The organism is Stenotrophomonas sp. SBJS02 (assembly GCF_020428325.2).
Taxonomy (GTDB): Bacteria; Pseudomonadota; Gammaproteobacteria; order Xanthomonadales; family Xanthomonadaceae; genus Stenotrophomonas; species Stenotrophomonas africana.
Genome location: NZ_CP109812.1, coordinates 95474 through 109005, shown reverse-complemented (window position 1 = coordinate 109005; position 13532 = coordinate 95474). Strand labels below are relative to the sequence as shown.

Sequence of the window (13532 nt, the reverse complement as noted above, 5' to 3'; positions counted from 1 at the left end):
GGGTGGTATCCGAAGGCAAAGCCGTGCTTGGCCGGGCGGGGTGGATTACGCAGGGGGCGCTGCAAGTACGTCCTTGTAAGCTCGGTCGCCGCATCCATGCGGCTCACGCCCCTGCGCAACCCACCCCGCCCGGCCACGGACACTTTCCGGTGTGTCCACCACGGAAGAAGGAAGGAAGAGCAGGAGCGGGTCGCGCGCTGCGCGCGCTTTTGTAGAGCCGAGCCATGCTCGGCTGCTTTTGGTCGCGAGGGATGAATATCCGCGCTTCGCGCGTCAGCCGAGCATCGGCTCGGCTCTACAACAGCTGGCGCAACATGGCCTTCAGGCGTCGCCCTTCAAGCTGGAAGTAGTCGCGCTGTTGCCGCCAGGCGGGGAAGCGTTGTTCCACTTCGTGCCAGAACGCGGGCGAGTGGTTGGGCTGGATCAGGTGGCAGAGTTCGTGCACCAGCACGTACTCGAACGCTTCCGAGCGTCCCAACACCAGGGCCAGGTCCAGCGCCATGCTGCCGTCAGGCGCCAGCGAGCCCCACTGCGAGGACATCACCTTCAGCCGCAGGCGGCTGGGTGCGCGTGGCAGGGAAGGCAGGTACTTCGGCAGCCAACGGCCGACGTCGGCGCGGGTCTGGGCTTCGTAGAACTCGCGCAGCAGGCGGCGCAGGGTGGCATCGCCGCCCCGGGTCGGCCACTGCACGCAGGCGCCGTGTTCGTCGATCTCCAGCCGCGCGTAGCGGCCTTCCTGCCAGCGCAACGGCAACAGTTCACCGCGCAGTGGCAGCACGCCGTCTTCGCCGGGCTGAAGCGGGGCCGGCAGGCCCTGGCCCTGGTACTGGCGCAGCTGCAGCGCCAGCCAGTCGCGGTGCTGCTCCAGGAAACGCTCGCCCATCACCAGGCTGGCCCGCAGCGGCAGGGTCAGTCGTGCGCCGCGCTCGTCCACGCTCAGCTTGATGCGGCGCGCACGCGGATCACGCACGCGCAGTACCTCGATCTCGGCATCCTCCAGGCGCAGGCGAACGGTGTCGCGCTGTACGGTGGCGGGCGGGGTCGGGCTGATCAGGCGGCGCAGCAGACGGCTCATGCGCCCAGCATAGCGCCGCTTCGGGCCGCCGGATGACCGGCGGCCGTCGGGCTGCCTGTTCAGTCAGCCTTGCTGAGCTTGAAGGCTTCTTCCAGCAACAGGAACAGGCGGCGGATCTCGGCGCTCTGCAGGGCGAAGCGGGCGTCGAACTCGGCGCGGCGGCCGTCTTCGTCAGCATGCTCCAGCTGGTCCAGGGCGCCGTCGAGGAACTTCAGCTTGCGCACGATCAGGTCGTCGCCGATCACGAACGACAGGTTGTCCTCGAAGATCAGCGCCAGCTTGGTGACCTGCTTGCCGGCGTCCAGGTGCTTGTCGATCTCGTCGCAGCGCAGTTCCTGGTGCTGGCACTTGACCACCGCGCCGCCTTCCACCGGGTCCTTCATCTCGCATTCTTCGCCCAGGCTCAGCCCGGTCGGCAGCGGCTCGCCGGCAATCCAGCCGGTCAGGATCGAGCGCGGCGCGACTTCGGCGTTCAGCGGCATCGCCGGGAAGCTGCCGAGCAGGCCACGGATGTCGGACATGAAGTACTCGCCGGTCTTGCGGCTGGAGGTATCCACTGCCACGTAGCCGTGCTGCAGGTCGATGAAGGCGTCGTTGCGCGAGGACTTCACGAAGGCGCGCGGCAGCAGTTCATGCAGCAGGTCGTCCTTCATGCGCTTGCGCTCGCGGCCACCCGGGCGGCGGCCTTCCTTCTCCTCGATCTCCTCCAGCTTGCGCTCAAGCAGGTCGTTGACCACCGCCGCCGGCAGGATCTTGTCCTCGCCGCCCACGGTCAGCCACAGGTGTTCGGCGATGCGGTGGGAGAGCAGTTCCTTCTCCTCGCGGCCGAACGGCGAGATGAAGCCGCGCGAATTCATTTCCAGTGCGCCGACCGGCTTGAGCAGGGCGTGCGGCAGCAGGGTGTCGACTTCGGAAAAATCGGTGGTGGTCGGGAAACGGAAGAACGTCAGGTTGCGAAAGAACATGGAATTCCGGATGGCAAAGAGAAAGGGCGACCGACCTTAAACGGTGGGCGTCTCGGGATCTGCGTCGGCATCGGCCGGTGAACCGGCCAGCCAGGCATGGGCGTCGGGCAGCGGCGCGTCGTCGCGACGGCCCAGCGCCATGAAGTCGAACAGGGTGGTGTCGGCCAGCTGCGAGGGCCGGACTTCACCCATGGCGCGCGCGATCTGCTCGATGCGGCCCGGGTGGTCCTTCTCCCACTGCTTCAGCATCAGGCCGACCTGGCGGCGCTGCAGGTTCTCCTGGCTGCCGCACAGGTTGCAGGGAATGATCGGGAACTGGCGTGCCTGCGCGTAGTCGACGATGTCGCTCTCGCGCACGTAGGCCAGCGGCCGGATCACCACGTGCTTGCCGTCGTCGCTGCGCAGCTTCGGCGGCATGCCCGACAGCTTGGCGTGGTGGAACAGGTTCATGAAGAACGTGGCCACCATGTCGTCGCGGTGGTGGCCCAGCGCGATCTTGGTGAAGCCATGGGTTTCGGCGTAGTTGTACAGCGCACCACGACGCAGCCGCGAGCACAGCGAGCACATCGTCTTGCCTTCCGGAATGACCCGGCTGACCACCGAATAGGTGTCCTGCTCGATGATGTGGTACGGCACGCCCAGCCCGGCCAGGTACTCCGGCAGGATGTGCTCGGGGAAGCCCGGCTGCTTCTGGTCCAGGTTCACCGCCACCAGCTCGAACGGCACCGGCGCCTTTTTCTGCAGCTGCAGCAGCACGTCCAGCAGGGTGTAGCTGTCCTTGCCGCCGGACAGGCAGACCATCACCTTGTCGCCGGCCTCGATCATGCCGAAGTCGGCAATCGCCTCGCCGACCTGGCGGCGCAGGCGCTTGGCCAGCTTGTGCTGCTCGCGCTCGGCCACGCGCGGATCGCGGGCGGCGCGCGGCAGGGGATCGGGAAGGGAAATCACGGCACTCATGGGCTCCATTCTAACGGCTCGGAGCGGCCCCGGCCGGGGGTCGGAATTCCCCTCTCCCGGCGGTCATCATCGCTGTGTATGCTCGGAGGCTGTGGACACCTACAGCCCCGCCGAGATCGTCGAGCACCTCGCCGCCCTGCGCGCTGAGCACCGCCTGCTGGATGAACAGATCACCCGCATGGCGGCCAACGGCGAGGATGAACTGGAAGCCAAGCGCCTGAAGCGGCGCAAGCTGCAGCTGAAGGACTGCATCGCCAGGCTGGAAAGCTTGCAGATTCCTGACGAACCGGCCTGAAGACCGTCCTGGTGGGTGCCAACCTTGGTTGGCACGGTTGGAAGGTGTGGACCAAGGTCCACACCCACCGCAGGACCCGGCGCTACGTTCAATCCTGCGGCGCGGGCTCGTCCGGGCGCGCCGCTTCCGGGCTGACCCGTTCGATGGTGTGGCGCAGCTCGCGGCCCAGGATGAACTTGGCATCCTTGGCCCAGGCATCCAGCCGCTCGTCGAACAGCAGCTTGCTGTTTTCGTCCGGCCACACCAGGCGCAGTTCGCGCAGCTTCTGGATGAAGCCGCGGAACAGGGACTTGTCGAAGAACTCCGGCGCCGCCGGTGCATAGAGCAGGCTCAGCCGCTGCGCCGCCTGCTGGCACAGGCTTTCCAGCTCGGCGGCGCCGAGCACGCCGGGGCCGTTCTTCACCAGCACCGAGATGGCGATGTAGTAGCGCTCGAACGCCTGCTGCAGCGAATGGCCGATCGCACGCAGGCGGAACACCTCGTCGGTCTGCCCGGTATTACGCGCCAGGATGCCGCCGTCGTCATCGTTGACGTTCTGCAGCAGGCCCTCGCGCACGAACACATCGATGGTCCGGTCGATGCGGTGGGCGAACTCGTCCTCGCTCCACGGCAGGAACAGTTCGGCCTGCAGGAACGGGTACACCGTGCGCCCCAGCTGGACCAGCCCGGTACGGCTCATGCGACGGTTGTTCTGGAAGCAGCAGGCCACCCACGACGAGGCGGTGAACAGATGCACCACGTTGTTGCGGAAGTAGCTGAGCAGCACCGCGGTGTCGCCACTGACGCTGAGCACATCGCCCAGCGGGTGCTTGATGCGGGTGAGGACGTTGATTTCCTCGGCATGGGCGATGATCCGCTCCGGCGAGTGCGGGGTCACCGTCACCCGGTCCGAGTACGGCATCTCGACCAGCAGGGTCTTGCACAGCTCGATCTGCGCGATCAGGTCGGCCTCGCCCATCGCATGCTTCGGCGTGGACAGCAGCGCCAGCGCCAGCAGGTTGATCGGGTTGACGTCGGCAGCGCCGTTGATGCGCACCTGGATGCGTTCGGCCAGCGTGTCCACCGTGGTCGACAGCCAGGCCGGCTTCTCGTCCTCGGATACCGCCTCGCCCTTCCACTCCGGCGCCTTCTCGGCCAGCACGTCGTTCAGTGCGATCGGTTCGCCGAAGTTCACCACCACCTGGCCGTAGTTCTGCTTGAGCACCTTGGGGATGCCCCACAGCAGCGACCAGATCGATTCCTTTTCCTTCGGCCGCCCGGACAGTTCGTCCAGGTAGCTGCCGCCTTCCATCAGCTTCTCGTAGCCGATGTAGATGGGCTGGAACAGCACCGGCTTGCGCGGCTGGCGCAGGAACGCGCGCAGGGTCATCGAGATCATGCCGCCCTTGGGCTGCAGCAGTCGGCCGGTACGCGAGCGGCCACCTTCGACGAAGTACTCCAGCGAGTAGCCACCGGCCACCAGCTGCGCGACGTACTCACTGAGCACCGCCGAATACAGCGCGTTGCCGCGGATCGAACGGCGGATGAAGAACGCACCGCCCTTGCGCAGCAGGGTGCCGACCACCGGCAGGTTCAGGTTGATGCCGGCCACGATGTGTGGCGGCACGATGCCGCGGTCGTACAGCAGGTAGGACAGCAGCAGGTAGTCCATGTGGCTGCGGTGGCTGGGCACGTAGACCACTTCGTGGCCCGGCGCGGCGGCCTTGAACTTGTCCAGGTGGTGCACCAGTACGCCCGCATAGATGCGGTTCCACACGTGGCTGAGCATGAAGCTGGCCGACCGCACCACCGGGCTGGAGTAGTCCGCGGCGATTTCCCAAGCGTAGGCGTGCGCCTTCTTCCAGGCATCGGCCGGCTTGGAATTGTCGCGCTTGGCCTGCGCGGCGATCGCCTCGCGTACCGGTTCGGCGGCCAGCACCTGGTCCACCAGCAGGCGCCGGGTCGACAGGTCGGGGCCGATCACCGATTCACGGATGCGGCGGAAGTGCGTACGCAGCACGCGCTGCAGCTTGCGTACCGTGCGCTCCGGCTCCAGGCCTTCGTCCACGGTGCTGCGCAGCGAGATCGGCGGGGCGAAGCGAACGATGGTACTGCGGCCGTTGAGCAGTACCGCCAGCAGGCGGCGGAAGCGGCCGACCAGCGCCCAGTTTTCCGAGAACAGCACAGCGAACCAGCCGCTCTGCTTGTCCGGCGCGCGGCCGACGAAGATCGACACCGGGACCAGGTGCACGTCCAGGTCGTCGCGCACGCGATGCGCCTGCAGGACCTTGGCCAGCGAATCGGAATGGGTCTTGGCGCCGCGCTGCTCGGGGATCAGCGAGTTGCTGGAGCTGCGGCGCGACAGTGCCAGGTAAGCGCGCTTGCGGCCGGTCGGGTCACCGGCCAGCGGCACCAGCGGCGACGGCAGGCCGGCCTGGCGGCAGGCCTTGTCCAGGATCAGCGCGTTGGACAGGCCGTAGTCTTCCAGCACGTACATGACCGGGCGGCCATCGTTGTACTGGCCCGGGTCTTCCGGTTCGATCTTCAGCGACAGCCACGGCTCGACCAGGCGGCCCAGCAACCGTGCCCACAGCGGGCGGCGGCCAGCCGGACGCGCGTGCGCGGGCGGCGGTACCGGGTTCGGGCCGGTACCGGTCGAGGGGGACGCCGGCACCGTATCGGCGGGCGTCGACTGGGATTCTTCGCCGGGGAACGGCAGCGGGTTCTGTTTCGACATCGGCGCCATTATGGCTTAGGCGGCGGCGTTGCCGCTTCCCCACCGTCGGCGGGGGCTTCGGCCGGTGACGGCGACGCAGCAGCGCGGGCCGCGTCGGCCTTGCGCAGCAGGGCGTCGGTATCGGCCAGGGTGCGGGTCAGGTACCAGTGGCCCTCGCGGCGGCTCAGCGGCAGCTGCAGGGTCATTTCGCGGCCAGCCAGGTCGTAGTGCAGGCGTACCAGCGCATTGTCGCCCTCCACCGAGAGCAGCTCGCCCCGGACGCTGCGCAGCGCGTCGTCCACGCCCAGCCCGTAGCTGCCCAGCACCGCCTTGAGGGTATGGATGAAGGGCGCCAGCTGCTGCAGGCTGCCTTCCATGCCGGCGGCCTGCAGGCCGGCCTCATCGTCGAAGCCGACCTTGCCGGCGGCACCCACCAGCGCGGCGATCGTGCTGCGCGCGCGGGCGCGGTCACTGATTGGTGCCCCCTGCGCCCAGCTGGCAAGGGTTTCCACCAGGGCGATGTAGTGAGCCTGTTGGCCGGGCGTATAGCCCTTCTGATGGCGCAGGTACTGCACACCGAAGTTGCCCATCGACTGCGCGGCCTGGCGCACGGCACCGGCCTGGCCGGCCAGCTGGCGGTCGAAGCTGCGCTGCAGTTCGACGCTGGCATTGGGCGCACGCAGGGCGGCCAGCATCGGCAGCAGCTGGTCGCCCAGCGGGAGCTCGGTCAGCGGCCACTGGCTGTGGCCCTCGTCCCACGCCTGCTGCAGGCGCTGGTACTGGCTCGGCGGTACCGACAGCTTCGCGTAGCCGACCAGATCGTCCTCGGCCAGGCGCAGGGCCATGGCCTGCACCGCCGCAACCGGTTCGGCCGCCGGCTTGGCCTGATCGTTGGCCGATTCACGACACGCGGCCACGGCCAGCAGCAGCATGGCTGCCAACCCCCATCCACGCGCAGACCTTCCTCGCACTGCCACGCTCATGCACTCGGACTCCCCGGACCGGTCCGCATCTTGCGGCCTGCGACGTGACAGCGGCAAGCCGGGGCGTCACGGTTTCCGCTGTTGCCCGTGCAAGTCACTGACCGGAATAAAAAAAAGAGCCGGGATCACGGGGATCACAGGCTCTTCAAGCCGGCGCAGGGCCGGTGGACAGTGGTGTGGCGCATGTCCGGTCCGAGGACCGGATGGCGGCGATCCTACGCTGCCGCTCAAGTTAAGGCAACACTTCACGTAGTGCCATATAAATTATTGATTTTATTGATCCACTTGGTACGTGGGGCCAGGGTCAGGAAATCTGCGGCAGGTTTTGCGGCGATTCGGGCACAACCGCTCCCCGGGCGGATGCAAAAACGCCATCCCGCGCGTGTCGGGATGGCGCTCGATCCTGCAGCCTTGGCAGCGGAATCTCAGCGCGCAGCCAGCGCCGACGCGATTTCCTGCTGGATGGCCCGCGCCGCGGCCTGCGGATCGGCGGCCAGGCGGATCGGACGGCCGACCACGATGGCATCGGCGCCATCGGCAAAGGCCTGGGCCACGCCAACGGTACGCTTCTGGTCATCACCGACCGGGCCGTCGGGGCGGATGCCCGGGCAGACGATCGAGAACCCGGCGCCGGTGGCGGCCCGGATCGGGCCGGCTTCCTGGCCCGAGGCGATCACGCCATCAATGCCAGCCGCCTGGGCGGCCAGCGCGCGCTCGACCACCACGTCCACTGGCTCGCGGTCGATGCCCATCTGCGCCAGGTCCAGGCGGCCCATCGAGGTCAGCACGGTCACCGCCAGCAGGCGCATGTCGCTGCTGTTGGCGGCCGCGCAGGCTTCCATCATCGCCGGGTGCCAGCCGTGGATGGTGGCGTAGCTGACCGGCCACTGCGACAGGCGCTTGATGACCGCTGCGGCGGTGGCCGGGATGTCGAAGAACTTCAGGTCGACGAACACGCGCTTGTCGCGGCGGGCCAGCTCGTCCAGCACCTGGAAGTACTCGCCGGAGGCGAGCAGTTCCATGCCGATCTTGTAGAACGCCACGCTGTCGCCGAGGCGGTCGACCCACTCCAGCGCCTGCACGCGGTCAGGCACGTCCAGCGCGAAGATCAGGCGCTCGTCGTCGCGCAGCGGCAGCGGTGCGCGGCTCACGGTGCGTAGTCCAGGGCAGCGCGCTTGGCGTCGTGACGGGACTGGCGCGACTGGCTGTAGTCGTTGTTGAACTGCGCCGGCTCGAAGCCGCCGTAAGTCGGGTTCGGCAGCATCCACCAGCGCTCGCCGAACCAGTCGTGGTACTGCTGCAGCAGCGCGTCACGACCCTCGTTGGTGTTGGCGGTCACTTCGACGAAATCGCCCAGCTGGTCGCCGAACTGCATCAGCACACGGTACTTCTGCCCGGCGAGGCGACGGCGGCAGTTCTTCTCGCTGCCGGCCTGCTCGCAGCCTTCGACCACGGTGCCCAGGCCCAGGAACACGCTGTCATCGGCCACCGGCAGGCCCTGCTCGCGCAGGTTGGCCAGGGTCGCGTCCTTCAGGTGCACGGCGCGGTTGGAGATGTACAGCAGGGTCACGCCCTTGGCATTGGCGGCCTTGGCGAAATCGACCACGCCCGGAATGGCCTTGGCCTTCTTTTCGGCCACCCACTGGTCCCAGGTCATTTCATCGTATTCCTTGCCGTCGCGGACCAGGCGCGCCTGGTAGGGCGAGTTGTCCAGCACGGTCTCGTCCACGTCCAGCACCACGGCCGGCTTCAGGCCCTTGGCCTCGTTGCCGCGTTCTTCGGGCACCAGCGCATCCCAGTGGGCTTCCTTCAGCGCGGCATCCAGGTGATCGGCGGCGGCACGGTAGGTCTGCTCGGTGATCGCCTTGTACTCCTGCGCGCGCTGCATCCACAACACTGCATTGAGATTGTCGTTGGCAGTGGCATCGAGCGCGCCATCGGCCTTGGCAGCGGCGGCCGGGGCCTCCGGTGCAGCGGCTTCGGCGGCAGGCGCATCCACGCGCTTGCAGGCGGACAGGCCCAGCGCCGCAGTGGCGAGCAGGGTCAGGGACAGGGAAACGGGACGACGCATGGATTCACCGGCAATCAGATATACCGGCGCATTTTACCGGCAAAGGCACCGCCGGGACGGCTATGCTTGGCGGTTGACCCGTTGTCTTCCGGAAGCCGCCATGACCGACCCTGCCCAGACCCCCGACGTTCCCCTGCTCGACGCCGTGCAGGCCCGCCTGCTGGGCTGCCTGGTGGAGAAGGAGGCGACCACTCCGGATACCTACCCACTGACGGTCAATGCCGCCCAATCAGCCGCCAACCAGAAGACCGCCCGCGAACCGGTGATGAACGTGGACGCCGGCAGCGTGCAGCATGCGCTGCGCCAGCTGGAGGCACTGGGCCTGGCCCGCCAGCACTTCTCCTCGCGCGCGGACCGTTACGAGCACCGCCTGCAGGCCGCGCTGGACCTGACCCGGCAGCAGACCGTGCTGCTGGCGCTGCTGCTGCTGCGTGGGCCGCAGACGCTGGGCGAACTGATCACGCGCAGCGAACGCCTGCACCGCTTCGCCGACACCGACGAAGCCCGCCACGCCATCGAGCGCCTGCAGCAGCGCGCGCTGCTGGTGGTGCTGCCGCGCGCCAGTGGCCAGCGCGAAGACCGCTACATGCACCTGCTGTGCGGCGAAGTGGACGGCGCGGCGCTGGCGGCCAGATACGCCAACAGCGGCGGTGGCAGCAGCGATGCGGCCGACCCGGGCCTGGCCGAGCGCGTGGCGCAGCTGGAAGCGGCCGTGGCCGAACTGCAGGCACAGCTGGCCGAACTGCGCGGTTGAAGGGGTGGGTGCCGACCGTTGGTCGGCACTGCATCTGAATAGTGCCGACCAACGGTCGGCGCCCACCATCAGCCGCTACTGTGCCGGCCAGCGGCCGGCACCTGCCAACATCAGGGGTCAGACCTGCGCCGCACCCGGGGTGGCATACAACCGGCTCGGACTGTCCACGCCCGGCAGCTGGATCACCCCGCGCTCCTGCATCCCCAACCCCAGCAGGATCTTCCCGGACACCACGTTGTCCAGATCGGTAATGCCATACAGATCGTGCAGGCCCAGCCCAGCGCGCGCATGCGCGAACACCGCCCGCGCCGCCTCACCGGCGTAGCCCTGCCCGGCGAATTGCGACAGCACCGCATAGCCGATGTCCGGCCCCGGCAAGCCATCGCGCCGCACCAGCCCGGCATTGCCCAGCCAGGCACCATCGGACAACCGCTCGATGGCATACATGCCAAAGCCATTCAACGCATAGCTGTGCAGCACACGCAGCGCGATGTATTCCCGCGCCTGCTCCTCACTGCGCACATTGCGGTCACCGATGAAGCGCACGAAGCCCGGATCGTTCAACAGCGCCAGCATCGGCGCCGCATCGCGATCCGGTTCAATCGCACGCAGGCGCAGGCGTTCACTCTCGATCGGTTGCACAGGCAGACCTCCAGCCGAAACCCCGATTCTGCCTCAACTCCCGGCTGCTGCTTTTGATTTTCTTTTTTCTTTTCCGTGGCTGGCATGCACGGAAACTGTCAGAGGCCTGGCGGGTGGGCTGGGCGGGACCGTCCGCGGCATGGATGCCGCGGCCGAGCCCCCATGGACGGGTTTACGGCGTGTCCCGACCAGCCCACCCGCCAGGCCCCCCACGAATGCATTGCGAGCGGCGCCAACCACGAGGGGCTGCGCCGTTCGCCGGTCAATCGAACAACGCCTCGATCGCCGCCAACCCCGCACTCGCCCGTTCCTTCTTGCGCACCGCATCAGCCACCGGATCAGCACCGTCGCGCTGGATCTCCTCGGCCGGAATCTCCTCGAAGAACCGGCTCGGCTTCAGCCGCACATGCTCACCGAACTTGCGCGTCAGCTTGCTGTAACTCATCCACAGCTGGATCTTGGCGCGGGTGATGCCCACGTACAGCAGGCGCCGCTCTTCCTGCAGATTGCCCTCGTCCAGGCTGACCTGGTGCGGCAGCACGCCGTCCTCGCAGCCGACGATGAACACGTACGGGAATTCCAGGCCCTTGGAGGCGTGCATGGTCATCATGCGCACCTGGTTGCCGCCCTCGTCCTTGTCGCTGCGTGACAGCAGCGCCAGCTGGCCGGCCAGGTCGGCGGCGGTGGCACCGCGCGGGCCGCCCTCGAACCACTGTGCCAGTTCCTCGATGTTGTTGGCACGGCGCTGGTAGCTGGCTTCTTCCTTGGCCTGCTGGCGCAGTTCACTGAGCAGGCCGGATTCCTTGGCGACCTTGCGGATCATGTCGCCGGAACTGATCTGCCGCATCTGCGCGCGCAGGTCGCGCAGGATGTCGGTGAAGCGCGCCAGGCTGTTGGCTGCGCGCGGCGGCAGTTGCTGCAGGGCACCGATCGCCTCGGCGGCCTGCGCCATCGGCATGTCCTTTTCCTGCGCCAGTTCGGCCAGCCTGGCCAGCGTGCCGGCACCGACGTCACGCTTGGGCGACTGCACCGCCCGCATGAACGCGGTGTCGTCGTCCGGGTTTACCAGCAACCGCAGCCATGCCAGCGTGTCCTTCACTTCCTGGCGCTCCAGGAACATCGTGCCGCCGGTCAGGTGGTAGGGAATGCGCAGCAGCTGCATCGCCTTTTCCAGCGGGCGCGACTGGAAGTTGCCGCGGAACAGGATGCAGAAATCACTCCATGGCACGTTGCGCGTCTGCGCCACGAAGGCGATCTCGGCCGCGACCTTTTCCGCCTCGTGCTCGCTGTTGCGGCACTCCCACACGCGGATGCGTTCGCCGTCGGCCTGGTCACTCCAGAGCTTCTTCAGGTGCTCATGCGGGTTGTTGGCGATCAGCGCATTGGCGGCGCGAAGCACGCGGTTGGAGCAGCGGTAGTTCTGCTCCAGCTTGATGATTTCCAGCGCGGGGTAGTCGCGCCCCATCTGCTGCAGGTTTTCCGGGTTGGCACCGCGCCAGGCGTAGATCGACTGGTCATCGTCACCCACGCAGGTGAAATTGCCCTTTTCACCGGCCAGCTGCTTGAGCAGGCGGTACTGCGCGTCATTGGTGTCCTGGCACTCATCCACCAGAAGATAGCCGATGCGCTCGCGCCAGGCCAGCGCGATCTCCGGATTTTCTTCCAGGATCTGCACCGGCAAACGGATCAGGTCGTCGAAGTCGACTGCGTTGAACGCCGTCAGGCGCAACTGGTAGCGCTCATAGACGCTGGCCGCTTCCTTCTCGCGGTTGCTGCGCGCGGCGGCCATCGCCTGCTCGGGCGACAGGCCGGCGTTCTTCGCGCGCGACACCAGGTTCTTCATGTCCTCGATGTCATCGGGCTTGGCGCCGTACATCAGATCCTTGATCTGCGCGGCGGCATCGTCGGCATCAAAGATCGAGAAGCCCCGCTTCAGGCCCACCGCGGCATGCTCGATCTGCAGGAACTTCAGGCCCAGCGCGTGGAAGGTGCAGATCGTCACCTCGTCGGCATCCTGCTCGCGCAGGCGCTTGGCCACACGCTCGCGCATTTCCTTGGCCGACTTGTTGGTGAAGGTGATCGCCGCGATGCGGCGCGCCGGGTAGCGGCCGCAGCTGATCAGGTGGGCGATCTTTTCCACGATCACGCGCGTCTTGCCGCTGCCCGCGCCGGCGAGCACCAGCAACGGACCTTCGATGTGCAGGACGGCGGCGGCTTGGGGGGGATTGAGACCGTGCATGGGATGGGGATTGTAGCGGGGCCGGGTGACGACCACAGCGGCCGCCGGTGGGGTTGCTGAACGGCTTCGGTGGAGCGGGGCTGCGGCGTACAATCCGTCGATGGCCAAGCTCTACTTCTACTATTCGGCGATGAACGCCGGCAAGACCACCACCCTGCTGCAGAGCGCCCACAACTACCGCGAACGCGGCATGCGGGTGGCGATCCTGACCCCGCGCCTGGATGATCGTGCGGCGCCGGCGTGGTCGCTTCGCGGATCGGCCTGCGTGCCGAGGGCATGGCCTTCGACCGTGACACCGACCTGCAACGCTGGGTTGAGCAGGACCTGGCGACAAACGGGCCGATGGGCTGCGTGCTGGTGGACGAGGCGCAGTTCCTGACCCGCGCCCAGGTCTGGCAGCTCAGCGAGGTGGTCGACCAGCTGCGCATTCCGGTGCTGTGTTACGGCCTGCGCACCGACTTCCGCGGTGAGCTGTTCGAAGGCAGCCAGTACCTGCTGGCCTGGGCCGACGAGATGCAGGAGATCAAGACCATCTGCCACAGCGGCAAGAAGGCGACGATGACGGTACGCGTGGACGAGCATGGCCACGCGGTGCAGGACGGCCCGCAGGTGGAGATCGGTGGCAACGACCGCTACGTGTCGGTCAGCCGCGCCGAGTTCAAGAAGATCACCCGCGGCGAAGGCCGGATCGATCCGGCACAGGCGCCCCTACCGCTGTAAAGGGTGTTCGGCAGGGCTGCGCCCTGCACCTGCCGAGGCCGGAGCCAGAGCCACGGCAAAAGCGGGCTATCCGTGGGATGGCGGGGCACTGTGGGTTTGCGGGGACGCCGTAAACCCGTCCATGGGGGCTTGGTCG

Annotated in this window: 11 protein-coding genes and 1 pseudogene; 3 read left to right on the top strand and 9 right to left on the bottom strand. The window is 67.4% G+C overall.

Annotated elements, in window-relative coordinates; translation table 11 throughout:
* Positions 1 to 295: 295 nt before the first annotated feature.
* The 3 genes from FQS62_RS00495 to ttcA are packed head-to-tail and all read right to left on the bottom strand — an operon-like array spanning position 296 to position 2997.
* Positions 296 to 1075 (bottom strand): M48 family metallopeptidase, encoded by a 780-nt coding sequence (locus FQS62_RS00495; protein ID WP_088480590.1) that lies wholly within the window; start codon positions 1073 to 1075, stop codon positions 296 to 298.
* Positions 1076 to 1134: 59 nt separating this feature from the next.
* Positions 1135 to 2040 (bottom strand): recombination-associated protein RdgC, encoded by a 906-nt coding sequence (locus tag FQS62_RS00490; RefSeq protein WP_005411825.1) that lies wholly within the window; start codon positions 2038 to 2040, stop codon positions 1135 to 1137.
* A 36-nt stretch (positions 2041 to 2076) separates the two neighbouring features.
* Positions 2077 to 2997: a tRNA 2-thiocytidine(32) synthetase TtcA gene (gene ttcA, locus FQS62_RS00485; RefSeq protein ID WP_170935787.1), complete on the bottom strand. Its 921-nt coding sequence runs from the start codon at positions 2995 to 2997 to the stop codon at positions 2077 to 2079.
* A gap of 91 nt (positions 2998 to 3088) precedes the next feature.
* On the opposite strand from ttcA, the gene FQS62_RS00480 reads away from it, so the two are divergent.
* Complete coding sequence (locus FQS62_RS00480) at positions 3089 to 3292, top strand: YdcH family protein (protein ID WP_005421068.1); 204 nt, start codon at positions 3089 to 3091, stop codon at positions 3290 to 3292.
* A gap of 88 nt (positions 3293 to 3380) precedes the next feature.
* Here the strand turns inward: FQS62_RS00480 and plsB are convergent, their stop codons facing one another.
* The 4 genes from plsB to FQS62_RS00460 form a co-directional block, all read right to left on the bottom strand.
* Positions 3381 to 6017: a glycerol-3-phosphate 1-O-acyltransferase PlsB gene (plsB, locus tag FQS62_RS00475; protein ID WP_049448279.1), complete on the bottom strand. Its 2637-nt coding sequence runs from the start codon at positions 6015 to 6017 to the stop codon at positions 3381 to 3383.
* Positions 6017 to 6970, bottom strand: coding sequence for a hypothetical protein (locus FQS62_RS00470; RefSeq protein ID WP_208043596.1), 954 nt, complete (start codon positions 6968 to 6970; stop codon positions 6017 to 6019). The genes plsB and FQS62_RS00470 overlap by 1 nt, the downstream gene beginning before the upstream one ends.
* A gap of 425 nt (positions 6971 to 7395) precedes the next feature.
* Positions 7396 to 8121, bottom strand: coding sequence for an orotidine-5'-phosphate decarboxylase (pyrF, locus tag FQS62_RS00465; protein WP_154348298.1), 726 nt, complete (start codon positions 8119 to 8121; stop codon positions 7396 to 7398).
* Positions 8118 to 9041 carry a 5'-nucleotidase, lipoprotein e(P4) family gene (locus FQS62_RS00460; protein ID WP_049448275.1) on the bottom strand — a complete coding sequence of 308 codons (924 nt, stop codon included), beginning with the start codon at positions 9039 to 9041 and terminating at the stop codon, positions 8118 to 8120. The genes pyrF and FQS62_RS00460 overlap by 4 nt, the downstream gene beginning before the upstream one ends.
* A 100-nt stretch (positions 9042 to 9141) precedes the next feature.
* Between FQS62_RS00460 and FQS62_RS00455 the strand changes: the two genes are divergently transcribed.
* Positions 9142 to 9795, top strand: coding sequence for a YceH family protein (locus FQS62_RS00455; RefSeq protein WP_049448273.1), 654 nt, complete (start codon positions 9142 to 9144; stop codon positions 9793 to 9795).
* A gap of 117 nt (positions 9796 to 9912) precedes the next feature.
* On the opposite strand, the gene FQS62_RS00450 is transcribed toward FQS62_RS00455, so the two are convergent.
* Together FQS62_RS00450 and FQS62_RS00445 are read right to left on the bottom strand one after the other, a co-directional pair.
* Positions 9913 to 10437 carry a GNAT family N-acetyltransferase gene (locus FQS62_RS00450; RefSeq protein ID WP_107378893.1) on the bottom strand — a complete coding sequence of 175 codons (525 nt, stop codon included), beginning with the start codon at positions 10435 to 10437 and terminating at the stop codon, positions 9913 to 9915.
* A gap of 262 nt (positions 10438 to 10699) precedes the next feature.
* The gene (locus FQS62_RS00445) at positions 10700 to 12676 is read right to left on the bottom strand and encodes a UvrD-helicase domain-containing protein (RefSeq protein ID WP_099590195.1); all 1977 of its coding nucleotides are present in this window, start codon (positions 12674 to 12676) and stop codon (positions 10700 to 10702) included.
* 100 nt (positions 12677 to 12776) lie between these two features.
* Here FQS62_RS00445 and FQS62_RS00440 point away from each other — a divergent pair.
* Positions 12777 to 13396 (top strand): annotated as a pseudogene (locus FQS62_RS00440) (thymidine kinase).
* Positions 13397 to 13532 lie beyond the last annotated feature (136 nt).